The organism is Cryobacterium sp. M15 (genome assembly GCF_002929675.1).
Lineage (GTDB): Bacteria > Actinomycetota > Actinomycetes > Actinomycetales > Microbacteriaceae > Cryobacterium > Cryobacterium lyxosi.
In genome coordinates this window covers 198,532-222,485 of the sequence record NZ_PJJW01000040.1, presented here as the reverse complement: position 1 = coordinate 222,485, position 23,954 = coordinate 198,532, and the positions used below count along the sequence as shown (strand labels likewise).

The window sequence follows — 23,954 nt, the reverse complement described above, 5'->3', positions numbered from 1 at the left end:
GGCTGAACCCCCCAATCGGGGAGAGCGGCCGGTCAACCCGCACGGAACTAGTGGGCGGCTGCGTCCCAGTTGGGTCCGCGACCGACCTGCACCGTCAGCGGTACGAGCAGGTCGGCGGCGGACTCCATGTTGTGGGTGACGACCTGGCGCAGGGCGTCCCACTCCCCCGGAGCCACGTCGAAAATCAACTCGTCATGAACCTGGAGCAGCATGCTGGACCCCATCGAGGCATCCGCCAGGTCGGCGGCGATACCGTTCATGGCGATCTTCATGATGTCGGCCGCCGAACCTTGGATCGGAGCGTTGAGGGCCGCGCGTTCGGCGTTGTCGCGCAGCACTCGTTTGGGGCTGGCCAGGTCAGGGAACGGCCGGCGCCGCCCGTAGATGGTCTCGGTGTAGCCGTCGACCTTGGCCTGCTCAACGACGTTGCGCAGGTAGTCGCGCACCGCTCCGAACCGGTCGAAGTAGTCGGTCATGAGCTGCTTGGCTTCTTTGGTATCGATGCGCAGCTGCTTGGATAAACCGAAGGCGCTGAGGCCGTAGGCGAGCCCGTAGCTCATCGCCTTGACCTTGCTGCGCATCTCACCGGATACGTCAGCGGGGTCGACACCGAAAATACGCGAACCGACGAAACGGTGCAGGTCCTCGCCGGCATTGAAGGCTTCGATCAGCCCCGCGTCTTCGGAAAGATGCGCCATGATGCGCATCTCGATCTGTGAATAGTCCGCAGTGAGCAGGCTCTCGCTTCCCGCACCGGCTTGGAAAGCGGCACGGATGCGCCGACCCTCCTCGGTGCGAACGGGGATGTTCTGCAGGTTTGGATCGTTCGAGGAGATGCGGCCGGTCGTGGTACCGATCTGCACATACGTAGTGTGGATGCGCCCGGTGGTGTCGATGGCTTTATCGAGGGTCTCAACAATTTGCCGCAGCTTGGTGGCATCACGGTGCTTCAGCAGCAGGTCGAGGAACGGATGCGGGTTGCTCGCCTGCAGGTCGGCCAGGGCGCCGGCATCCGTTGAAAAACCGGTCTTGTTGGCCCGGGTCTTGGGCATCTCAAGCTGCTCGAACAACACGTCTTGTAGTTGTTTGGGTGAGCCGAGGTTCACCTCACGGCCGATTTCGGCGTACGCCGCCGCCGCGAGACTCGCGGTGCTGGCGCCGAGTTCAGCTGAGAGTTCGGCGAGTTGCTCGTGCGAGACGCTGACGCCGGCGAGCTCCATGTCGGCAAGAGCCAGCAGGGTGGGCAGTTCGATCTCCAGCAGCAGCTTGAGAGAGCCGGGGTCGAGCGCGGTCTCGACGGCGGCGAACACCCGCAGGGTGTACCAGGCCTGGGCGGGGGCGCCGGCCTGCTGGGTCTCGTCGGGCACGAGCTGGTTGGGGTCGGCCACCGGCAGTGCTTCGTCGAGGTACCGTGACACGAGGTCGGCCAGGGTCTTGTCCGGTCCCCCGGGGCGAAAGAGCCAGGCGCCGACCAGCGTGTCGAAGGCGAGGCCGGCGAAGGGCAAACCGCTGCGGCGCAGCGCCTTCACCTGGTGTTTGGCGTCGTTCATGATCTTCAGAGCGTCGCTCGCGAGCCAAGCTTCGAACGGAGCGTAGTCTTTGCGGCCCTGCTGCCACGGCAGCTTGATGGTTTCGGTCGGGCTAGCCAGTCCGAAACCGATGGCCTTGCCGTCTTGCACTTCCACCGTGAGGCCGAGTCCGGCCGGGTGCGCCGCCGTTGCCCGGTCGAGCCAGGACTGCAACTCTTCGTCGAGCAGGTCCTGCGCAATGGGCGATTGCACGGCTGGAACCTCGTCGATGGCGGCGACGAGAGCGGATGCTGCGGCCGCCGGGTCTTCCCCGGCGAGCTTGAGCACCCGGTCGAGCAACGTCTTGAATTCGAGGCGGGTGAAGATGTCACGCACAGCGTCGGTGTTCATGGCCCCGCGTTCGAGGCCGGCAACGGCCACAGGCAGCTCCAGGTCGGTGACCAGACGGTTGAGACGGCGGTTGCGAATCGCGTTCTCCCGCTGCTCGCGCAGGTTGTTGCCGACGACGCCCTTGATCTCGTCGGCGTGTTCAAGGATGCCATCGAGGCTGCCGTAGAGGCCGAGCCATTTGACGGCGGTCTTCTCGCCCACCTTGCTGATGCCGATCAGGTTGTCACTAGTTTCACCGACGAGGGCGGCGACGTCGGGATACTGCTCCGGTTCGACGCCGTAACGCTCGCGCACCCGGGCCGGGTCGTAGCGAGTGAGGGCGGACACGCCCTGGCTGGAAGGGTAGAGCAGGGTGACGGTCTCGTTGACGAGCTGGATCGCATCCCGGTCGCCAGAGACGACGAGTACGTTGTAGCCGGCCACGGTGCCTTGCACCGAGAGGGTCGCCAGAATATCGTCGGCCTCGAAGTCTTCCTTGGTGATGGTCGTGATGTTCATCGCGGCGAGGGCGTCTTGCAGCAGTGGAATCTGGCCGAGGAACTCCGGCGGTGTCGCGTTGCGCGTGCCCTTGTACTCCGGGTATTCCCTGGTGCGAAAGGATGCGCGCGAAATATCGAAGGCGACGGCGAGGTGGGTCGGCTTCTCGTTGCGCAGCAGGCTGAGCAGCATCGACAGAAAGCCGTGGATGGCGTTTGTATGCTGACCGGCATGGGTCTGGAAGCTGTCCACCGGCAAGGCGTAGAACGCCCTGAATGCCAGGGAGTGGCCGTCGATGATCATCAGGGTAGGCTTTTCGGAGTCCAACACTCCCCTAGCCTACAAGTGTCTCCCCGACAAGGCTCCCCGACCAAAGGTGATCATGTTCAATACGACTGACGACGCACTCGCCTGGGTTCAGCAGCGTGGCTGCGGAGATCTCGCCGACAAGATGGGGCTGGAGTTCACCGAGTTCACCATTGACCGGGCCGTGGCACGGATGCCCGTGGCGGGGAACACGCAGCCGGCCATGCTCATGCACGGCGGCGCCTATGTCGTGCTCGGTGAGTCGCTCGGCTCGATGGCCGCGAATCTGCATGCCGGACCGGGAAAACTCGCAGTCGGTATCGAAATCAACGCCTCGCACAATCGCTCGGCAACGTCCGGCTACGTCACGGGGGTCTGTACCCCGATTCATCTTGGCCGCACGCTCACCACCCACGAGATCGTCGTCACCGATGATGCCGGCCGGCGCTGCTCGACGATTCGCATCACGAACATCATCAAGGACTTGCCGCCGCAAGCCTAGATCTCGGCCGGGTCTGGCTCCACCAGGCTGATGAACGCGCTGAGTTCGGCGAGGCCGGCGGACGTTACCGGCAGGTATGCGGTCAGGGCAGGTGAGTAGATCAGGTACGCGGCCCATTTGGCTCGCGAGATGGCGACGTTGAGGCGGTTCTTCATAATGAGGAACGCCAGGCCGCGCGGTACGTCGTCGGCCGAGCTGGCGGCGAGTGTGACGATCGCGACGGCCGCCTCCTGACCCTGGAACTTATCGACCGTGCCCACTCTCACGTTGGAGTAGCCGGCAGCAGCCAGTGCCGCGTGTACGAGCGCCAGCTGGGCATTGTAGGGGGTTACGACGATCACGTCGGCTTCGCTGAGTGGGTCCTCGGTGCGGCAGTCGGTCGGGTCGGTCCAGAGGCGGCCGAGGACATTATGCACGAGTGCCACGACGGCTTCCGCTTCTTCAGCCGATGAAATGGCATTGCCGGTGTGCACCACCGGAACAGCGTGCAGCCCAGGCGTGACACCGGCGAGGAACCGGGTCGAGGTGATCGGATTGGCGCGCAGGAGTCCGCCGTAGGAGAGGCGGGAGACCGGGGCTGTCACCGCCGGATGCATGCGGCGACTCTCGGCCAGAAAATAGCCTCGCGTCCCTGACAGCACGTCGTGGCCGGCCGCGACCCAGCCGAGCGCTGACTGGTCTATCGGCTCGGGGTGCATGCCCTGGCTCACCTGCGGCAGTTGCTGCGGGTCACCCAGCAATAACAGGTTCTTCGCGCCGACGCTCGCCGCGATGGTCGAGGCGAGCGAAAACTGGCCCGCCTCGTCGACGACGAGCAGGTCCAGGCTGTGCCGCGGCACACGAGCAGGATTGCTGAAGTCCCAGGCAGTGCCGCCGATGACGAATCCGGAGTTGGCGTGGTCGAGTGCGAAGAGCAGCTGGCCGTCTTTGGGCAGCACCGTGTACACGGCCTGTGCCCGGTCAGCCCCGGTTTTGGCTACCTTTCCGACCAGCGCAGGGTCGAGCCCGGCCGTGACGATGGCGCCGAGCAGATTCTCAACGACTGCGTGGGATTGGGCGACGACGCCAATCTTCCAGCCGTGCTGCTGCACGAGCGCCGTGATGACGTGGGCGCCGAGGTGGGTTTTGCCGGTGCCGGGTGGCCCCTGGATCGCAAGATACGACCTGTCGAGGTCACGCAGACTTGTCAGGACAGCGTCTATGGTCTCTCCGTCGACCGTGACGGCCGCCAGGTGTCCGGTATGGGTGCGCGGCGGGGTGCGGCGCAAAATATCGACCATAGGGTCGCGCGGCCAGTCCGGCTGGGCGTCAACGATCGCTTGAGCCCACTCATCGATGGCGGGCTTCTGCTGTAACGGTCGGGGTGGTGCGGCCGGTGCGAGTGCGCTCGGTCGGTGGTCGTAGCGGGCGACATCTTTCAGCAGGGTCTCTTCGACCAGGATTGCGCCGTCGTCGTCGACCGCGAGCACTTTTACGGCGCGGTGGGTGCGAGCGCCCTCCGATGTGTCGGGGTTGGTGAAAGGCCCGGGGTATTCGTAGAGCAGGTATGGCCCGGCCTGGTCGCCCGGTTTGATGCTGCTGCCCGGTGCCAGACGCCCTCGAAGCCATAGGTGGCGACGATCGACGCGCTGCTGGCCCTCGCGAAACCAGTCACGGTCCACGTCGACGCGGTCGACTACGAGCACGTCGCGGGTGTCTTGCCAGTCGTCGATGGGGTATTCGAGCCGAGAATAGTGTCCCCACCAGAAACTCTTCTGCTCCCGGCGGTGGTAGTCGATCGCGGCGGCGGCGAAGGCTGCCGCTGCCTGGTCTGCGGTGCGCGACGTGCGGCCAGCCGTGGCCGCGATGGCGAGCAGGGCGTCGCGCACCGGCGACGGCTCGAGCGTGTCGGCATCCGCTTCGGGCTGGGTGCCGACTGAACGGATGCCCGCCCCACGCGCGAGCGCGAGCAGCCAGTCACGCAGCCGCAACGTTGACACACAGTCGTAGCGGTTGTAGTCGGCGATGGATTCCAGCATGCGCTGCGCTTCGGCCGTGTCGCCGTGCGCGTGCAGGTCTCGAGCGCCGGCATATTCGGTGATGGACTCCGCTGCGTTAGTGACCTCGCCGCCGCGCAGTTCGGAGCCCATGTAGAGCGGCTCGAGCTTCTTTATTGAGTAGGAGCGGGACCCGACACGCATGCTCTTGCACACGAGCGGATAGAGGTCGACCAGCACGTTCTCACGCAGCAGCGAGTCGACCTGATCTTCGCCGACGCCATGCCGGGCAGCGAGGCTGAGCAGATGAGTGCGCTCGTACGCGGCGTAATGGTAGACGTGCATGCCCGGGTATCGAGCGCGACGCTCGACCAGGTACGCCAGAAAGTCCGTGAGTGCCTGCTTCTCCTCGGCCCAGGTGTGCGCCCAGAAGGCGCGAAAGGATTCATCGACGTCGACCAGACCGAACAGGTAGTCCAGGCCCCACTGCGTGGTCGCACCCTCGGTCGCAGTGTCTTCTGTGTACAGCGGGTCACCCTCGAAGTCGAAGAAGATATCGCCGGGATTTGGCTCGGGCAGCACCGCCAGCGCCCCCGGATTGCACAGATCTACCGGCGGCGCTGTCCCCGCGACCGCCTGAAGCTGGAGCCGCGCCTGTGTGCGCAGGGCGGCGAGCGTGGAATCGGCCATGCCGTCGATAGCGCCACCGGATGCAGCGAGTTCATCGATGGTGCAGAGGCCGGCGGCCGCAAGCCGGGCGCGCTGGGTCAGCCGCAGACCGGCTACGAGAAGCAGGTCGCGGTGCTTCTGCACCTCTAGTTCACAAGTGACACAGCGCCCACAGACGGTGTAGCGCGGGTCACCCCACCTGACGAAGGCACTGTCGCCGAGGCGTTCCGTGATGATCTGCACGAGACGCTGTTTGCGCTTGCGGTATACCGGGCGAATGTCTTCCAGCTGGTGCACGCTGACGGAGCCATCGCCGAGCAACAGCTCGACGGTCTCAGCCGGGTCAACCCCAATGCGTTCGAGTTGTTCGGCGTATGCGGCCAGTTGCAGCAGGGCGGTCACCCGGGCGTGCCGGGCAAGTTTCGTGTCTTGTACCAACCAGGTGTGATCACTCTGCCGCACGATGAAGTCGGCGAATCCGAGGAAGACGATGGGGTCGGCTATGTTGGTCAGGCCATAATCGGAATCGAAGAAGGTGGCCTGAAAAATAACGTCGGTGTGCTCCGCGAAGGCCAGCCGCGTGTTCTCGGCTGCTGTCTCGAGGGCTGGGCGCGATATCCGCTCTGGCCGGGCGATCTCCACGACCGAATAGTCCTGCCGGTAGCGTTCGAGCACCCGATGTTCGTGCTCGTCGCCGAGCCGGGACGTGCGTTTGTGCATGGCGTCGACCGGTTCAGGAACCCCGTCAATGCGGCCGAGTTTCGCGTCGATACGGCGCAGAAACGCAAACTCGCAGACGGATGCAGCGCTCAGGTCACTCGCACTGGTCACCACCTGGCCATCCAGTAGGAACATGCGACCGCCCTTCGTCAATTTCGAGCGTAGCGGGCAGCACTGACACACCGTCCACCGGGCCCTGGGCTGGACCGACAGACAGTAGAACGGCCCGGCAGAACCTGCCGGGCCGTTCTGCTTTTAAACCACGACTACTTCTTGGCGCTGAGCTGTTCGATGATCGCCTGCGACACGTCGTGCATGGTGAGGCGCCGGTCCATCGAGGCTTTCTGGATCCAGCGGAAGGCTTCCGGCTCGGTCAGGCCCATTTTCTCGTTGAGCAGGCCCTTGGCCCGGTCGACGAGCTTACGGGTCTCGAACCGCTCGACCAGGTCGGCGACCTCAGCCTCGAGGGTGATGATCTGGCTGTAGCGCGAGAGGGCGATCTCGATTGCAGGCAGCAGGTCGTTCGGGGTGAAGGGCTTGACAACATAAGCGAGGGCGCCGGCTTCGGTGGCGCGTTCGACCAGTTCTTTCTGACTGAACGCTGTCAGCAGCACGACCGGTGCAATGTGCTCCTTGGAGAGGCGTTCAGCTGCGCTGATGCCATCCAGTTGGGGCATCTTGACGTCCATGATGACCAGGTCGGGGCGGAGTTCCCGTGCCAAGGCGACCGCAGTTTCTCCGTCACCGGCTTCGCCGACGACTTCAAAGCCGTTGTCGCGCAGAATCTCGACGATGTCGAGGCGGATGAGGGATTCATCCTCAGCGACGACAACGCGGCGCGGAGGGGTGGGGGTGCTGTCTTGGTCGGTCACGTGCAAAAGCCTACGGTATTCTGAACGAGTAGTTGTTAGCCGGTGTGGCGGAATGGCAGACGCGGAGCACTCAAAATGCTTTGTTCGCAAGGACGTGTGGGTTCGAGTCCCACCACCGGTACAATTTTTCACCAGTAAATGACCAGATCAAATGCAGTTTCTGACGCTGCTTGGCCTCACCGGCACTGATGTGCAGGTGAGGTTTTTTACACGGTCGCCGAGGTAGACCAGTTCGTCTCGGCGAAAGCGAGCGCACTGGCGGCACCAGAAATGAGTCGTCGATAACGACAAAAAGCCTCGCTCCGTAAAAATCACAGAGCGAGGCTGATCGCGCTACACGCTATTTCTTGACGTACGCCGGCGCGACCTCGTTATGGGCGTCGCCCACGCGGTGCACGCGAATGTCATTGGTCGAACCGACGATTCCGGGAGGGGAACCAGAGATGACGACGACCTTGTCACCGATTTGCGCGAGTCCCTGACCGATGAGGATGTCATCCACCTGACCGAACATTGCGTCGGTGTGCGTGACCGGGTCCACCAGGTAGGTCTGAATGCCCCAGGTGAGGGCCAGACGACGACGGATGCCCGCCTCAGGGGTGAAGGCCAGCATCGGGATTTTCGACCGCAGACGCGACATGCGTCGGGCAGAGTCTCCCGACTCGGTGAAAATACAGAGGAACTTTGCGTCGACGAACTCGGCGACCTCGATGGCGGCCAGGGTGATGGCACCGCCCTGCGTGCGCGGCTTATTGGTCAGCTTGCCGATGCGCTCGAGTCCGTGCACCTCGGTGGACTCCACTATGCGGGCCATGGTCTGCACCGTGACAACGGGGTATGCTCCGACGCTGGTCTCACCGCTGAGCATGACGGCATCCGCGCCGTCGAGCACGGCGTTGGCGACGTCGCTGGTTTCCGCCCGGGTGGGTACCGGACTCAAAATCATGGATTCGAGCATCTGCGTGGCCACGATGACCGGCTTGGCCATGCGGCGAGCGATTTCCACGGCCTGCTTTTGTACAATCGGCACGGCCTCGAGCGGCAGCTCGACGCCGAGGTCACCTCGGGCGACCATGATCGCGTCGAAGGCGTGAACGATCTCTTCGAGGTTGTCGACGGCCTGCGGCTTCTCGATCTTGGCGATCACCGGAACGCGGCGACCTTCTTCGGCCATGATCTCGTGCACGCGGGTGATGTCATCGGCGCTGCGCACGAACGACAGCGCGATGAGGTCGGCTCCGAGACGCAGGCCCCAGCGCAGGTCTGCTTCGTCCTTCTCCGACAGGGCGGGAACGTTGACGGCGACGCCGGGCAGGTTGATGCCTTTGTTATTGGAGACCGGGCCGGCGACGATCACCCTGGTCGTGACGACGACGCCATCCGTTTCAACGACCTGCACCTTGACCTTGCCATCGTCGATGAGCAGAAAATCGCCGGGGTTCACGTCGTGCGGCAGTCCTTTGAAGGTCGTGCCGGAGAGTTCTCTCGTGCCGAGTACGTCTTCGGTGGTGATCTTGAAGATGTCGCCGACGGCGAGGTCGTACGGGCCGCCTTCGAATTTACCCAGACGAATCTTCGGACCCTGCAGGTCGACCATGACGGCGATGGCACGACCGGAATCGTTGGCGGCCTTGCGCACATTGGCATAGACGCTCTCGTGCACCTGGTAGTTGCCGTGGCTCAGGTTCATTCGACATACGTCGACCCCCGCATCGATGAGAGCCCTGATCTGCTCGTAACTGGCAGCTGCCGGCCCAAGGGTGGCGACGATTTTTGCGCGTCTCATTCTGGTGAATCTCCGATTTCCGCGCTCTTCAAGCGCATGTGAACGTGGTGCAGGAAGGCTGGTGAATTAGAGGGCAAACGAGCGATCTGTGGGCTTGACGGGAGACGGCAGTTGCGTCTGCCCTTCCAGAAACTCATCGACCGCAGCGGCGGCGGCGCGACCCTCAGCAATGGCCCAGACGATCAGCGACTGGCCACGACCGGCGTCACCGGCGACGAAGACACCCTCCTGGCTGGTCTGGTAGTTGCCGTCACGCTCAACGTTGCCGCGCCCATCGAAGGGAACCTTCAGCTGGTGGCTGAGGTCGCTTTGTTCCGGACCGGTGAATCCCATGGCGAGCAACACCAGGTCGGCCGGAATCTCTCGTTCCGAACCGGCCTTGGGCACGCGGCGTCCGTCAAGGTACTCGGTCTCGGCGATGCGAATGGCTCGCACCTCGCCGAATTCGTTGGAGAGAAATTCGACCGTTGACGCGAGGTACTGGCGGGTGCCGCCCTCTTCGTGAGCGCTGGACACCTCGAACAGGGTCGGCGATATCGGCCAGGGCTGGCTTTCCGGGCGGGTAGTGCCCGGCTGCTTGCCGATCGCCAGGTTGGTGACGGATGCTGCCAGCTGGCGATGCGCGGTCCCGATGCAGTCGGCACCGGTGTCACCACCGCCGAGCACGACGACGTGCTTACCCTCGGCGGTGATCAACGCTTCGATGCTTCCACCGGCACCGATCTTGTTCTGCTGAACCAGGAATTCCATGGCGAAGTGCACTCCGGGCAGATCGCGCCCCGGAATGGGCAGATCGCGGGGAACCATCGCCCCGGTCGCTACCACGACAGCGTCATAGCGGGCCCGCAGGTCGTCCCAGCTGATGTCCACACCGATGTTGACGTTCGCGCGAAACCGAGTGCCCTCGGCGGTCATCTGGGCGAGGCGCAGTTCGAGGTGCTTCTTCTCCATTTTGAAGTCCGGAATGCCGTAGCGCAGCAGCCCGCCAATGCGATCGTCGCGTTCGAACACGGCGACGGTGTGACCGGCGCGGGTGAGTTGCTGGGCTGCGGCCAGCCCGGCCGGGCCGGAGCCGACGACCGCGACGGTCTTACCGGTCAGGCGGCCGGGCGGCTGCGGCTGCACCCAGCCCTTCGCGAAGGCCTGGTCGATAATCGACACCTCGACCTGCTTGATGGTCACGGCCGGCTGGTTGATGCCGAGCACGCACGACGATTCACACGGCGCCGGGCAGAGGCGACCGGTGAATTCGGGAAAGTTGTTCGTCGCGTGCAGGCGTTCGATGGCGGCTCGACCCTCGTCGCGCCAGACCAGGTCGTTCCACTCGGGAATGAGGTTGCCGAGCGGGCAACCCTGGTGGCAGAACGGCACACCGCAGTCCATGCAGCGGCCGGCCTGCCGTTTGAGCACGGCACTATCACCCTGCTCGTAGACCTCTTTCCAGTCCATCAAGCGGATGGCCACCGGCCGACGAGCTGGCAGCTCACGTTCCGTGGTCTTCAGAAATCCCTTCGGATCAGCCATTGGTTACCTCCAGAATTCGATTCCAGACAACGAGTCCGTCGGGATCGAGTCCCTCATCGAGCGCCGTCTGTCTGGTCTCCAGTACGGCCGCGTAGTCGCGCGGCAGCACCTTGACAAATGTATCCATGGTTTCTTCCAGGTTGTCGAGCATCCGCTTGGCCAGCTCGGAGTCGGTTTGGTCCCGATGCTGTTCGAGCAGGTCGCGCACGATCTCACGGTCGACACTTTCGAGTGCCAGCAGGCGCAACTCCCCCGAGGTCAACGCATCACGGTTGACCCGTTCGGCGGTAAGCCCGTAGACGTAGGCCGTGCCGCCGCTCATCCCAGCTCCGAGGTTGCGTCCGGTCTCGCCGAGGATGACCGCGAGACCCCCGGTCATGTACTCGAGGGCGTGGTCGCCCACACCCTCCACGACGGCGATCGCGCCGGAGTTACGCACCAGGAATCGTTCGCCGACGATGCCGCGAATGAACATACTGCCCTGGGTAGCCCCGTAACCGATGACGTTTCCGGCGATGACGTTGTCTTCGGCGGGAAATTGGCTGGCCCGATCGGGGCGCACGACGATCTGCCCGCCCGACAGGCCCTTGCCGACATAGTCGTTGGAATCCCCTTCGAGCCGCAGGGTGATGCCGCTCGGCAGGAACGCTCCGAATGATTGCCCAGCGGACCCGGTGAGGGTGACCTCGATGGAGCCGGCCGGCAGGCCGTTTTCGCCATGCCGCAGGGTGACCTGGTTGCCGAGCATGGTTCCGACGGCGCGCTCGGTGTTACGGATCGGCAGGTCGATGCTGATCGTGCCGCCATGCTCGAGCACGTTCTGGCTCCGGCGAATCAGTTCGTTGTCGAAGTGCTTGTCGAGTTCGTGCTCCTGGGAGCGGGCCCACTTGCGCGGTTCGCTCTCGGAAAAGTCCGGGCCGCTCAGAATGGGTGAGAGGTCCAGCCCCTGCGCCTTCCAGTGGGTCAGGGCACGGTTGACGTTCAGCACCTCACGGTGACCGATGGCTTCGTCCAGACTGCGGAATCCCAGCTCGGCGAGGTACTCACGCACCTCCTGGGCGATGAACTCGAAGAAGTTCACGACGTGGTCAGCCTGACCGTTGAAGCGTTTGCGCAACTCCGGGTTCTGCGTGGCGACGCCGACCGGGCAGGTGTCGAGGTGACAGACGCGCATCATGATGCAGCCCGAGACGACGAGCGGCGCGGTGGCGAAACCAAATTCCTCGGCGCCGAGCAGGGCACCGACGAGCACGTCACGCCCGGTCTTCAGCTGGCCGTCTACCTGCACGACGACGCGGTCACGCATGCCGTTGAGCATGAGCGTCTGCTGGGTCTCGGCGAGGCCGAGTTCCCACGGCGTACCGGCGTGCTTGAGCGAGTTGACCGGGCTGGCGCCCGTTCCGCCGTCGTGCCCACTGATCAAGATCACGTCGGAGAGGGCCTTGGCGACACCGGCCGCAACGGCTCCGATACCGGACTGGCTGACCAGTTTGGTGTGAATGCGGGCCTTCGGGTTGGCCCGTTTCAGGTCGAAGATGAGCTGCTTGAGGTCTTCGATCGAGTAGATATCGTGGTGCGGTGGCGGCGAGATGAGGCCGACGCCGGCCGTGGCGTGCCTGGTGCGAGCGATCCACGGGTACACCTTGGTGGGCGGCAGCTGACCGCCCTCACCGGGCTTGGCACCCTGGGCAAGTTTGATCTGGATGTCATCGGCGTGGGTCAGGTACATGCTCGTGACACCGAATCGACCGGACGCAACCTGCTTCACAGCGCTACGCCGGGTCGGGTCGAGTAGACGGTCGAGGTCTTCGCCGCCTTCGCCGGTGTTGGACTTACCGCCCAGGCGGTTCATTGCAATCGCGAGGGTCTCGTGCGCTTCCTGCGAAATGGAGCCGTAGCTCATCGCGCCGGTGGAGAACCGTTTGACGATCTGGGAGACCGATTCGACCTCGTCAAGGGGTACCGGGGGGCGCTGGCCGGGGCTGATCGTGAACATGCCCCGCAGCGTCATCAGGGATTCGGCCTGATCGTCGACCATCTTCGTGTATTCGCGGAAGATGTCGTAGCGCCGGGTGCGGGTGGCGTGCTGCAGCCGGAAAATGGTCTCCGGGTTGAACAGGTGCGGGGCGCCGTCCCTGCGCCACTGGTATTCGCCGCCGGTCGCGAGGCGTTCGTGGGCGGTGACGGCGGCATCCATCGGATAGGCGGATGCGTGCCGCGCCAGGTTTTCCACGCCGATCACGTCGATGTCGACGCCGCCGAGCTTGCTCGTCGTTCCGGTGAAGTACTGGTCGACGAAGGACTGGGCCAGGCCAACGGCTTCAAAGGTTTGCGCGCCGGCGTATGACGACACGGTGGAGATGCCCATCTTGGACATGATTTTGAGCACGCCCTTACCGAGGGCCTTGATGACGTTGCGTACCGCCTTTTCAGGCGTCACGTTGGTGATGATTCCGCTGCGCACGAGGTCTTCGCACGTTTCCATTGCCAGGTACGGGTTGACGGCGGACGCGCCGTAGCCGATCAGCAACGCCACGTGGTGCACCTCGCGCACGTCACCGGCCTCGACGACGATGCCGACCTTCATACGGTGTTCGGTGCGAATCAGGTGGTGGTGCACGGCCGCGATCATGAGCAGCGATGGGATCGGTGCGAGGTCTTTGTTGGAGTCGCGGTCACTCAACACGATGAACAGCGCGCCGGCCTCTATGGCCTCGTCGACCTCAACGCAGATGGCAGCGAGGCGCTGTGACAGCGCGTCGGTGCCTTCTTCGACGCGGTAGAGGCCACGAATGGTCGTGGTGGTGCGGCTGCCGACCACAGGGTCAATGTGCTGGATCTTCGCCAGTTCGTCGTTATCGATGACCGGGAAATCCAAAATGACCTGGCGGGCATGCTCCGGACCGGCGGAGAGCAGGTTGCGTTCCGGCCCGAGAGCGAGCTTGAGGCTCGTGACGACTTCTTCGCGAATCGAGTCGAGCGGGGGGTTGGTGACCTGCGCGAACTGTTGGGTGAAGTAGTCGAACATCAGGCGTGGGCGGTCGCTGAGCACGGCGATGGGGGTGTCGCTACCCATGGCGCCCAGCGGTTCAGCGCCGGTTCTGGCCATCGGGGCGAGCAGAATGCGCACCTCCTCTTCGGTGTAGCCGAAGGTGCGCTGACGACGCACTACGGATGCCGGTGGGTGCACGATGTGCTCTCGCTCCGGGAGGTCCTTGAGGTTGATGCGCCCCTTCTCGAGCCAGTCTCCCCACGGTTCGCTCGCGGACAGTTCTGCTTTGATCTCCCGGTCGTCGATGATGCGGCCGGCCTTGGTGTCGACCAGGAACATCTGTCCGGGGCGCAAGCGGCCCTTACGCACGACGCGGGCCGGGTCGATGCCGAGCACGCCGATTTCGCTCGCGAGCACGACGAGGCCGTCGTCGGTGACGAGGTAGCGTCCGGGGCGCAAGCCGTTGCGGTCGAGCGTTGCCCCTACCAGGGAACCATCGGTGAAAACGATCGCGGCTGGACCGTCCCACGGCTCCATGAGCATGGAATGGTATTCATAGAAGTCACGACGTTCGTCGTCGAGGTCGGTCTGGTTCTCCCACGCCTCGGGCACCATCATCATGATGGCGTGTGGCAGCGAACGACCGGACAGGCTGAGCAGTTCGACAACCTCATCGAAGGAGGCCGAGTCGCTTGCGCCCGGGGTGACGATCGGCAGCAGTGGTGCGACGTCGCCGAGCAGCTCGGATTCGAGTTGGGACTGGCGCGCACGCATCCAGTTGCGGTTGCCCTGCACCGTGTTGATCTCGCCGTTGTGGGCGATCATGCGGAACGGCTGGGCCAGGGGCCAGGACGGGAACGTGTTTGTGGAATAGCGGGAGTGTACGAGGGCGAGTGTCGAGACGAAGCGTTCGTCGGACAGGTCGGGGTAGAACGGTTCGAGCTGCAGGGTGGTGACCATGCCCTTGTAGACCAGGGTGCGACTGGACAGAGAGACGAAGTAGATCTCAAGTTCGCGTTCGGCACGCTTGCGCAGCCGAAACGTCTGCCGATCCAGCGCGATATCCGAAAACGGGTCGCCAGATTCGGTGGTGCGGGTGCTCTGCACGAACAGCTGCTGAATGGCGGGCATATTGGCGCGGGCCTGGATGCCGAGGTCTTCCGGGTGCACCGGAACCTCGCGCCAGCCGAGGATGGTGAGGCTTTCCTCCTCAGCGATCAGGCTGATCGCGCGTTTGATCCTGGTGCGCGCGGTCGGGTCGGTCGGGAGGAACACGTTACCAACGGCGTACTGACCCATCGGGGGGAGCGCGAAATCGGTCACGGCGCGCAGGAACGCATCCGGTACCTGCGTGATGATGCCGGCGCCGTCACCGGTTCCGGCGTCGGAGCCGACCGCGCCGCGGTGCTCGAGGTTGCGCAGGGCATCGAGGGCCTGGGTGATGATGTCGTGTCCGGCGGTTCCCCGCAGGGTCGCCACCATGGCCAGGCCACACGCGTCGCGTTCGGCCGACGGGTCGTACAGACCGGATGCTTCGGGCATGCTGCTAAAGCGGGAATAGAGAGGTTTCTGCGCCATGGAGACCGTCCTCACGAAATGATTGGCTGTAAGGGACGACGTTGGCCCGATGGTGAAGTGTGCAGGAGACCGTAGCGGCGCCCTGTTCGGGACGGGCCCGTAACCGGACGCCAATACGGGTATGTCAGCTGGGATTGCGCAGACGTGAGACTACAGACGCGGAGCGCTCGTGCTTGTGGCTGCGGTCGCGGGTGATTCGGGGTGATCGGCATCATCGCTCTGATCCGCGGTGGTGTTGTCTTCTGGTTCCGAATCGCTGTCCTCGAATTCTACCCCAGCGTCAGGGGCAATCCATTCCCGCCCGGAAACATACGGGCTGGACTCAAGTCCCGGGTGGCGGTGACGCTGCACGAAAATGATGACCAGACCGAGCGCGATGGCAGCCAGGGCAGCCCAGACGTTGGTTCGGATGCCGAAGTAGATCTCGCTCGGGTCGATGCGAATCGACTCAAAAAAGCTACGTCCCAGTCCGTACCAGATGAGGTAGGCACCCAGGGTCTGACCGAACCGCAGACGGAATTTGCGTTCGAGGTAGAGGATGACGGCCACACCGAGCAGGTTCCAGATGATTTCATAGAGAAAAGTCGGGTGGAACAGCGTGCCGGACGGCAGCCCGACCGGGAAGGCAACATTGCTCGCTTCGATTTCGAGGCCCCAGGGCAGGGTCGTCGGCAGACCGAACAGTTCGTGGTTGAACCAGTTGCCGAGCCGGCCGGTGGCCTGCGCGACGAGCAGCGCTGGCGCGACGGCATCGGCGAACGTCCAAAAGCGGATGCCCGTCAGCCGGCAGCCGATATAGGCGCCGACGGCGCCACCGATCAACGATCCGAAGATGGCGTTGCCGCCCTCCCAGATGTACAGGGTGCGCAGCAAGTCGGCGCCCTCAAAGAAGTAGTCCCCCGGGTGGGTGAGTACGTGGTAGATGCGCGCCCCGACGATGCCGAGCGGGACCGCCCAGAGAATGATGTCCAGTACGACACCCGGTTCAGCCCCGCGCTTGGTGAGGCGGCGTGAGGTGATGACCGTCGCAAGAATGATTCCAGCGAGGATGCATAACGCGTACGCGTGGATCCGGAACGGACCGAGGTCGAAGAAGCTCCACTCAGGGCTCGGGATACTCGCGCTCAGAAGATTCAAAGACACCGGGGTACTACCTTTCATCGTGACTCACGTCACCTGGGGCGAATTGATCGCCGCGAACAATTGAGTGTGAAGCGCGCCTGGATTTACTGGGGGGTTGAAGCCGGGCGGATATTGTTAGCGCCGGCGGCAAGGTCGAGAGCCATACGGGCGACGGCTTGCACTCCCCCGTCGGTGAGTGCTTTCACGAGGGCTGACCCGACAATGGCGCCGTCGGCGTAGCCGAGAATTTCACGCACGTGCTCGGGGGTCGAAATACCGAGGCCGACGCACGCACTGGTGCAGCCGACCGCGCGCAAGCGCTCCACCAGAATACGAGCGGCCGCGTCCACGCCGGCGCGAGCGCCGGTAGTTCCCATCGTCGAGACGGTGTACACGAAGCCGCGGCTCGCCTCGATCGCCTGCACCAGGCGTGCGTCAGACGACGACGGTGCGGCCAAAAAGACGCGGTCGAGGTCGCTGCGTTCGCTTGCGGTCATCCAGTCGTCGGCTTCGTCGGGAATGAGGTCTGGTGTGATCAGACCGGCACCGCCAGCGGCGCGCAGGTCGTCGGCGAATCGTTCAACGCCGTACTGCAGGACGGGGTTCCAGTAGGTCATGACCAGAACGGGGGCATCAACCTGCGCGGTGATGGCCCGGATCGCCTCGAACCCGTGGCGCAGCTTGAATCCGTTGGCCAGTGCCTGTTGGGTGGCCGCCTGAATGACGGGCCCGTCCATCACCGGGTCGGAGTAGGGCAGGCCCAGTTCGATAATGTCGACGCCGTTGGCCACGAGCGCCACCGCAGCGTCGATGCTGTCGGTCAGCGTGGGGAAACCAACCGGAAGGTAGCCGATGAGGGCTCCCCCGCCCTCAGAGCGCCTCCGGGCGATGGTGTGTTCGACCGTGCTCACAGCGCCGCTGGTGATGGGGGTCGTCATGACTGTTCCGCGCCTTCGTCGAGCAGGTCGAAGTACCGACCGGCTGTTTCCATGTCCTTGTCGCCGCGACCGCTGAGGTTGACCAGGATGGTTGCCTCCGGGCCGAGTGCGCGACCAAGCTCGAGGGTGCCGGCGAGGGCATGGGACGACTCGATCGCCGGAATGATGCCCTCGGTGCGACTCAGCAGCCGCAGGGCGCTCATTGCCTCGTCGTCGGTGATCGGTAGATAGGTGGCCCGGCCGATGCTGGCAAGCCAGGCGTGCTCCGGCCCGACGCCTGGGTAGTCGAGGCCCGCCGAAATGGAGTGCGAATCAACGGTTTGACCGTCTTCGTCCTGCAGCAGCATGCTGCGGGCGCCGTGCAGCACACCGGGGCGGCCCTTCGTGATGGTCGCCGCATGCCTGGGCGTTTCGACGCCGTCGCCAGCCGCTTCATAGCCGAACAGGGCGACATCGGGATCGTCGAGGAAGGCGTCGAAGATCCCCATGGCGTTAGAACCGCCGCCGACACAGGCGGTGACCGCGTCCGGCAGGCCCCCGGTCAGATCGAGAACCTGCTTCCGGGCCTCCTCACCGATGATTTTCTGAAAGTCACGCACCATGGCCGGGAACGGATGCGGTCCGGCCACGGTCCCGAAAATGTAGTTGGTGGTGTCGACGTTGCTGACCCAATCGCGCATGGCGTCGTTGATGGCGTCCTTCAGGGTGCGCGAGCCGGTTTTCACCGGAACGACCTCGGCGCCGAGCAGGCGCATTCGGGCGACGTTAAGAGCTTGACGTTCGGTGTCGACCTCTCCCATATAGACGACGCACTCCAGCCCGAACAGGGCCGCGACGGTGGCCGTGGCCACACCGTGCTGGCCGGCCCCGGTTTCAGCGATCACACGAGTCTTGCCGATGCGCTGGGTGAGCAGGGCCTGGCCGAGGGCATTGTTGATCTTGTGCGAACCGGTGTGATTGAGGTCTTCACGCTTGAGGATGATACGGGCGCCACCGGCATATTCGGCGAAGCGCGGCACCTCGGTGATGATGGAGGGACGACCGCTGTAGTTAATGTGCAACTTCGTCAAGGCCGCTGCGAAAGCCGGATCGTTTCTGGCGAGTTCGTATTCCGCCGTCAATTCATCGAGCGCCGCCACGAGGGACTCGGGCACGAACCTGCCGCCGAAGTCACCGAAATAGGGGCCGGGCTGTGTACGTAGAGACATTTAGACCGCCAAAAACTCAGAGAGGGTTCGGATGGGATCGCTCGTGACGAGCGCTTCGCCGACCAGGACGACATCGGCGCCGGCACCACGGTAGTGCGCGACGTCGGCGGCAGTCTTGACGGCGGATTCGGCGACACGGATGACGCCGGAGGGAATTGTGCCGGCGAGAGTGCCGAAGAGGTTCGGATCGAGCTCAAAGGTGGACAGGTCGCGCGCGTTGACCCCGATCAGGCTCGCTCCGATGTCGAGAGCGCGACTGACTTCGTCGCCACTGTGCGTTTCGACCAGGGCGGTCATGCCGAGCTCGTGGACAAGCTCGTGCAACGAGAGCAGCGTGGCTTGATCGAGGGCGGCGACGATGAGCAACACCAGATCGGCGCCCGCAGCGCGGGCCTCGAACACCTGGTACGGCGTGCCGATGAAGTCCTTGCGCAGGAGGGGAATGCTCACCGCAGCCCGCACCTGCTCGAGGTCGGTCATCGAGCCGTGAAAACGGCGACCCTCGGTGAGTACGCTGATAGCACTGGCCCCCCCGGTTTCATAGGAGACTGCCAGGGCTGCCGGATCGGTGATGGACGCCAGGGCGCCACGGCTCGGGCTGGCCCGCTTGATTTCTGCGAGAATCTTGACCCGGTCAGTGGGGGCCAGGGCCGCCAAGGCATCGAGGGCGGGCGCGTGGGCGCGCGCCGCAGCCTCCACGCTCGCCAGCGGGCGAGTGAGGAGGCGCTGTTCGGCGTCAGAGAGCGCGCCAGCGAGAAGTTCTTGGAGCACCAGGTCTCAGCGCCGACTGCTAGTGGCCGGTCGACGTGGCGCTGACGCCGTAGCCGACTTTGCCGAGTACGTAGCCGACGATGAGTCCGGCAATGAGCAATCCGAATGAGGCCCAGACGAGCCAGACCAGGTTGAAGAAGAATGCTGTGGTGCCGATGGTGAAGGCAGCCAGCATGATGATGACCGCGATCCAAGCCGCCGGGGAGTGGCCGTGTCCGGGATCTGACAGATCGATGCTCATGGTTCTCCTCGTGAATGCGTAAGCCTGTGTGCGTTGACAAGCAAATCAAGTCTAGCGGAGCGGCAGCGCGTCCCTAGCGAGCGGTCGGGTCTTCGCCGCGACTGAGATCGTCCCAGTCGCCGACGGAGTCCGCCGGTGTGGGCTCGGTCGACACGTCAACGGTCACGGGCGCAGCTTTCAGGGATCCGTCGGGAGCGGCTACCGGTTCAAAACGCACGCCCTGGTATTTACGGGTCGGCCCGGGCCACCGTGCGCTCGTCGTGATGACGGTCACACCGGTCGCCGCCATAATGACTGCGGCGCCCATTGCGACGAACGGCCACGCGGTGACCACCGTGCCGAGGACGCTCAACTGAATGGACTCATGCCCGGCAACTCCGGTCGCAGCGGTGACCGCAGCGGCACTGGCTTGGGAGGGGTCCTCGACCGCGAGGTATGCGGCGAGAAACACCGAGAATCCGAGAAGAACTTCGAGCGCACCGAGCACGACTCGAATGAGCCGACCCGCGATGGTGAGGGCCGCGGCGAGGGCGAACCCGGAAAGCGCCAGCGCCGTCAGTGCCGGCGCGGCGATGGCTCCGTCGATTTGAAGCACCTGGGTGCCAGCGTCGGGCAGCCCCACTTCGGCGCGCACCCAGACCTGCGTCCAGGCCAGCATTGCCAGGGCACTCGCTCCCAAAATGGCGAGAATGAGCACGAGTTTGAGGCGACGCGGAGACATCCGTTCCCTCATTAGAACACTCGCCGCATCGCGTTGGCGATAGCGACGGCGCGCAGGGGTGCTGCCGCTTTGTTCTGCGACTCCTGATACTCGGAGGCCGGATCGGAATCGGTGACGACGCCGCCGCCGGCCTGCACCCGGGCGACGCCGTCCTTGATTGTGGCGGTACGGATGGCGATAGCCAGGTCGGCGTCGCCGGCGAAGCCGAAGTAGCCCACCACTCCCCCGTAGACGCCACGCTGGGCTGGTTCGAGGGCGTCGATGATCTCGAGCGCCCGCGGTTTCGGCGCGCCCGACAGGGTGCCGGCCGGGAACGTGGCACGGAAGACGTCGATCGCGGTCTTACCGGGAACCAGATTGCCCTCGACCGAGGACACCAGGTGCATGATGTGGCTGAACCGTTCGATGCGCATGAATTCGGTCACTTCGACCGACCCGGCCGCGCAGACCTTGAGCAGGTCGTTGCGGGCGAGATCGACGAGCATGAGGTGCTCGGCACGTTCTTTCGGGTCTTCGGCGAGCTCGATCGCGTAGTCGGCGTCGGCATCCGGTGTGGTGCCACGGGGTTTCGAGCCGGCGATCGGGTGGGTGAAGACGCGTTGGTCTTGCACCTTGACGAGCGCTTCGGGCGAGGACCCGACGATCCAGTACGGGTCGCCCCCCGGCGTTTCCAGGCTGAGCAGGTACATGTATGGGCTCGGGTTGAGGCTGCGCAGCACCCGGTAGACGTCGATGGGGTGTGCGGTGCAGACCTGGTCGAAACGCTGGGAGATGACGACCTGAAACACGTCGCCGTCGACGATGTGCTGTTTGCCGATATTGACGGCGGCGAGAAAATCGTCTCGCGTGGTGCGGTGGAGCGGCGCGCTCGGCGCCTGCAGGTCAACCTCGGCCAGCCAGGCTTCTCCGGGCGCGGCGAGACGGGTTTGCAGTGAATCCAGTCGTGTGCTCGCGTCAGCCCAGAGCTTTTCGGGGGTGTCGGCACCGTCGTTGAGCACGTTGGCGATGAGCTGCACGGTTCCGTACTTGTGGTCGAGGACAACGAGGTCGGCAACGAAGCTGAAGGACTGGCCTGGCACGTCGTAGTCGGCCGGCGGCTGGTGCGGCAGGCGTTCGATCTGGCGAATTGCCTCCCAGCCGATGAAGCCGACCAGTCCGCCCGTGAGTGGAGGGTGCTCGGGCAGCCTGGGCGTCTGCCAGCGTTCGAACAAGTAGGCCAGAGCGTCGAGCGGTCCGAGATCGGCTGCGGAACCGAGCGCACGCTCGGCGGAGAGCCCGTAGTCGATCCAACGGGTGTCGTCGCCCTGTTGGGTGAGCACACCGAACGAGGAGACACCGACAAACGAGAACCGAGACCAGATGCCGCCCTGTTCGGCGGACTCCAGCAAAAAGCTGCCCGGCAGCCCCTCGGCGAGCTTGCGATAGATACCGACCGGGGTCTCACCGTCGGCGAATAGTTCACGGATCACCGGGATCACCCGGTGCTCCCCGGTCAACGCGTCAAACTGATTGCGCGTCGTCGAACCGGCGGTACGGGAACCGGTTGCGACTGGGATACCGTCACTCATTCCATCGGCCTATCCATGGTAATCGCGCCCAGGTCGCGGCCGTCGAAGCAGGTATGCGTGCCGGTGTGACACGCCGCTCCAACCTGGTCGACCTGCACGAGCAGGGTGTCGCTATCGCAGTCGAAGGCGGCCGATTGCACATACTGGGCGTGGCCGGAGGTGTCGCCCTTACGCCAGAACTCCTGCCGGCTGCGCGACCAGAACGTGACGCGTCCCTCGGTGAGGGTGCGGCGCAGCGCTTCCCGGTTCATCCACCCGAGCATGAGCACTTCGTGGGTGTCCCACTGCTGGATGACGGCGGGCAGCAGCCCGTTGTCACTGAATACAGCGGCGTCCAGCTGATCGGTCAGTTCGTTGGTCATCAGCGCACCAGCATTCCGGCGTCGGCGAGCTCACGCTTGACGTCGCCTATGGTCAATAGTCGATTGTGAAAAACAGATGCCGCGAGAACGGCATCCGCGCCGGCTCGGATCGCCGGCGGAAAGTCCTCTACCCGCCCGGCGCCACCGGAGGCGATCACCGGAACCCGACTATTCGTGCGCATGAGCGCGATCAGGTCGGTATCAAAACCGGTCTTGGTACCGTCGGCGTCGATCGAGTTGACCAGGAGTTCTCCGGCACCGAGCTCGATCGCTCGCCGGGCCCAGGCCACGGCATCCAGGTCGGTCTCGGTACGACCACCGTGTGTGGTGACAACGAAACCGCTCTCGGTGCGTTCGGACCGTTTCACGTCGAGGCTCAACACGAGAACCTGAGCGCCGAACCGGTCGGCGATTTCAGCGATGAGGGCGGGCCGGGCGATGGCCGCGCTGTTGACGCCGACCTTGTCAGCGCCGCTCGCCTGCAGCCGGGAGACGTCTTCGACGCTGCGGATGCCGCCGCCGACCGTCAACGGAATGAACACCTGCTCAGCGGTGGCGCGCACCACGTCATAGGTCGTTGAGCGGTTGTCCACCGTGGCCGTGACGTCGAGAAAGGTCAGTTCGTCGGCACCCTGCTCGTAGTAGCGCCGCGCCAGTTCGACCGGATCGCCGGCGTCGCGCAGATTCTGAAAGTTGACGCCCTTGACGACACGACCGTTGGCCACGTCAAGGCAGGGAATGACGCGCACACTCAAACTCATGCGAGTTCTCCTCTCACCGGGTTATAAACGGGCCGGGTTATAAACGGGCGTTGTGGATGGTGGTGACGAGAATGGCCCGGGCCCCGAGGGCGTAGAGGGCATCCATCACGTTGTTCATGTCGACACGGCCGATCATGACCCGCACGGCGGCCCACTCGGGGTCGTGAAGGGAGGAAACCGTCGGCGATTCGATGCCGGGCGCGAGCGCTGCGGCCGCATCGAGCAGGGCAACGGGGATGTCGTAGTCAAGGAGCACGTACTGGCGGGCCACGAGCACGCCCTGGAGACGACGGAGCAGGGTGTCGATTCCGGCCTTGTCGTTGGTGGAACTGATCAGAACGGCCGTGGACTCGAGGATGACCGGTCCGAAGATTTCGAGGCCGGCTTTGCGCAGGGTCGTCCCGGTGGAGACGACGTCGGCGACGGCATCCGCTACCCCGAGTTGAACCGCCGATTCGACCGCGCCATCGAGTTCAACCAGTTCGACGGTCACCGAGTGCGTGGCGAGGAAGCGTTCGACCAAACCCGGGTAGCTCGTGGCGACGCGCAGGCCGTCGAGGTCTGTCAGCTCGGTGAAGCGACCGGCCGGCCCGGCGAAGCGAAAAGTCGAGTCTCCAAAGTCGAGGCTGGCGATCTCCACGGCTTTCGAGTGTGAGTCGAGCAGCAGGTCGCGTCCGGTGATGCCGACGTCGAGGGCGCCGGAACCGACGTAGGTGGCGATGTCGCGGGGACGAAGGTAGAAAAATTCGACGCCGTTGCGGGGGTCGGCGGTGACAAGGTCGCGGGGGTCGCGGCGGCCGGTATAGCCGGCTTCAGCAAGCATCTGCGCGGCGGTTTCAGACAACGAGCCCTTGTTGGGCACGGCAATTCTCAGCATGGGGATACTCTCTTGGTTTTTTTCACACGACTATTCAGTGAATTCGAGCCAGCGGCGGGCGCTG

At 64.4% G+C, this 23,954-nt stretch carries 17 protein-coding genes and 1 tRNA gene; 2 read left to right on the top strand and 16 right to left on the bottom strand.

Features of this window, described 5'->3' with window-relative positions; translation table 11 throughout:
* Window positions 1-47: 47 nt before the first annotated feature.
* On the bottom strand, window positions 48-2,726 hold the full coding sequence (gene polA / locus CXY83_RS14220; protein ID WP_104197964.1) for a DNA polymerase I: 2,679 nt from the start codon (window positions 2,724-2,726) through the stop codon (window positions 48-50).
* 52 nt (window positions 2,727-2,778) lie between these two features.
* On the opposite strand from polA, the gene CXY83_RS14215 reads away from it, so the two are divergent.
* Window positions 2,779-3,204, top strand: a complete 426-nt coding sequence (locus tag CXY83_RS14215; RefSeq protein WP_104198111.1) for a hotdog fold thioesterase — start codon at window positions 2,779-2,781, stop codon at window positions 3,202-3,204.
* Here CXY83_RS14215 and CXY83_RS14210 read toward each other — a convergent pair.
* Together CXY83_RS14210 and CXY83_RS14205 are read right to left on the bottom strand one after the other, a co-directional pair.
* The gene (locus CXY83_RS14210) at window positions 3,201-6,704 is read right to left on the bottom strand and encodes a bifunctional RecB family nuclease/DEAD/DEAH box helicase (protein WP_104197963.1); all 3,504 of its coding nucleotides are present in this window, start codon (window positions 6,702-6,704) and stop codon (window positions 3,201-3,203) included. The two genes, CXY83_RS14215 and CXY83_RS14210, sit on opposite strands and share 4 nt — an antisense overlap.
* Before the next feature lie 131 nt (window positions 6,705-6,835).
* A complete protein-coding gene (locus CXY83_RS14205) occupies window positions 6,836-7,441 on the bottom strand; it encodes an ANTAR domain-containing response regulator (protein ID WP_035879545.1) in 606 nt (201 codons plus the stop codon).
* Between the two features lie 38 nt (window positions 7,442-7,479).
* On the opposite strand from CXY83_RS14205, the gene CXY83_RS14200 reads away from it, so the two are divergent.
* Window positions 7,480-7,562: transfer RNA gene (locus tag CXY83_RS14200), tRNA-Leu, on the top strand.
* A gap of 219 nt (window positions 7,563-7,781) precedes the next feature.
* On the opposite strand, the gene pyk is transcribed toward CXY83_RS14200, so the two are convergent.
* From pyk to hisG, 13 genes are all read right to left on the bottom strand, one after another.
* On the bottom strand, window positions 7,782-9,227 hold the full coding sequence (gene pyk, locus CXY83_RS14195; RefSeq protein WP_104197962.1) for a pyruvate kinase: 1,446 nt from the start codon (window positions 9,225-9,227) through the stop codon (window positions 7,782-7,784).
* Between the two features lie 66 nt (window positions 9,228-9,293).
* Window positions 9,294-10,751, bottom strand: coding sequence for a glutamate synthase subunit beta (locus tag CXY83_RS14190; RefSeq protein WP_104197961.1), 1,458 nt, complete (start codon window positions 10,749-10,751; stop codon window positions 9,294-9,296).
* Complete coding sequence (gene gltB, locus CXY83_RS14185; protein ID WP_104197960.1) at window positions 10,744-15,321, bottom strand: glutamate synthase large subunit; 4,578 nt, start codon at window positions 15,319-15,321, stop codon at window positions 10,744-10,746. The genes CXY83_RS14190 and gltB overlap by 8 nt, the downstream gene beginning before the upstream one ends.
* Window positions 15,322-15,471: 150 nt before the next feature.
* Complete coding sequence (gene lgt, locus CXY83_RS14180) at window positions 15,472-16,482, bottom strand: prolipoprotein diacylglyceryl transferase (protein WP_104197959.1); 1,011 nt, start codon at window positions 16,480-16,482, stop codon at window positions 15,472-15,474.
* Window positions 16,483-16,547: 65 nt separating this feature from the next.
* Window positions 16,548-17,381, bottom strand: coding sequence for a tryptophan synthase subunit alpha (gene trpA / locus CXY83_RS14175; protein WP_104197958.1), 834 nt, complete (start codon window positions 17,379-17,381; stop codon window positions 16,548-16,550).
* The gene (gene trpB / locus CXY83_RS14170) at window positions 17,378-18,589 is read right to left on the bottom strand and encodes a tryptophan synthase subunit beta (protein ID WP_104197957.1); all 1,212 of its coding nucleotides are present in this window, start codon (window positions 18,587-18,589) and stop codon (window positions 17,378-17,380) included. The genes trpA and trpB overlap by 4 nt, the downstream gene beginning before the upstream one ends.
* The gene (gene trpC, locus CXY83_RS14165; protein ID WP_104197956.1) at window positions 18,590-19,360 is read right to left on the bottom strand and encodes an indole-3-glycerol phosphate synthase TrpC; all 771 of its coding nucleotides are present in this window, start codon (window positions 19,358-19,360) and stop codon (window positions 18,590-18,592) included.
* A gap of 19 nt (window positions 19,361-19,379) precedes the next feature.
* Window positions 19,380-19,601, bottom strand: a complete 222-nt coding sequence (locus CXY83_RS14160; RefSeq protein WP_104129063.1) for a DUF6704 family protein — start codon at window positions 19,599-19,601, stop codon at window positions 19,380-19,382.
* 73 nt (window positions 19,602-19,674) lie between these two features.
* Window positions 19,675-20,322, bottom strand: coding sequence for a Trp biosynthesis-associated membrane protein (locus CXY83_RS14155; protein ID WP_158251890.1), 648 nt, complete (start codon window positions 20,320-20,322; stop codon window positions 19,675-19,677).
* Window positions 20,323-20,333: 11 nt separating this feature from the next.
* A complete protein-coding gene (locus tag CXY83_RS14150; RefSeq protein WP_104197954.1) occupies window positions 20,334-21,890 on the bottom strand; it encodes an anthranilate synthase component I in 1,557 nt (518 codons plus the stop codon).
* Window positions 21,887-22,252 carry a phosphoribosyl-AMP cyclohydrolase gene (gene hisI, locus CXY83_RS14145; RefSeq protein WP_104197953.1) on the bottom strand — a complete coding sequence of 122 codons (366 nt, stop codon included), beginning with the start codon at window positions 22,250-22,252 and terminating at the stop codon, window positions 21,887-21,889. The genes CXY83_RS14150 and hisI overlap by 4 nt, the downstream gene beginning before the upstream one ends.
* Window positions 22,252-23,013: an imidazole glycerol phosphate synthase subunit HisF gene (hisF, locus tag CXY83_RS14140; RefSeq protein WP_104197952.1), complete on the bottom strand. Its 762-nt coding sequence runs from the start codon at window positions 23,011-23,013 to the stop codon at window positions 22,252-22,254. The genes hisI and hisF overlap by 1 nt, the downstream gene beginning before the upstream one ends.
* Window positions 23,014-23,050: 37 nt before the next feature.
* Window positions 23,051-23,890, bottom strand: a complete 840-nt coding sequence (gene hisG, locus CXY83_RS14135) for an ATP phosphoribosyltransferase (RefSeq protein WP_104129058.1) — start codon at window positions 23,888-23,890, stop codon at window positions 23,051-23,053.
* Window positions 23,891-23,954 lie beyond the last annotated feature (64 nt).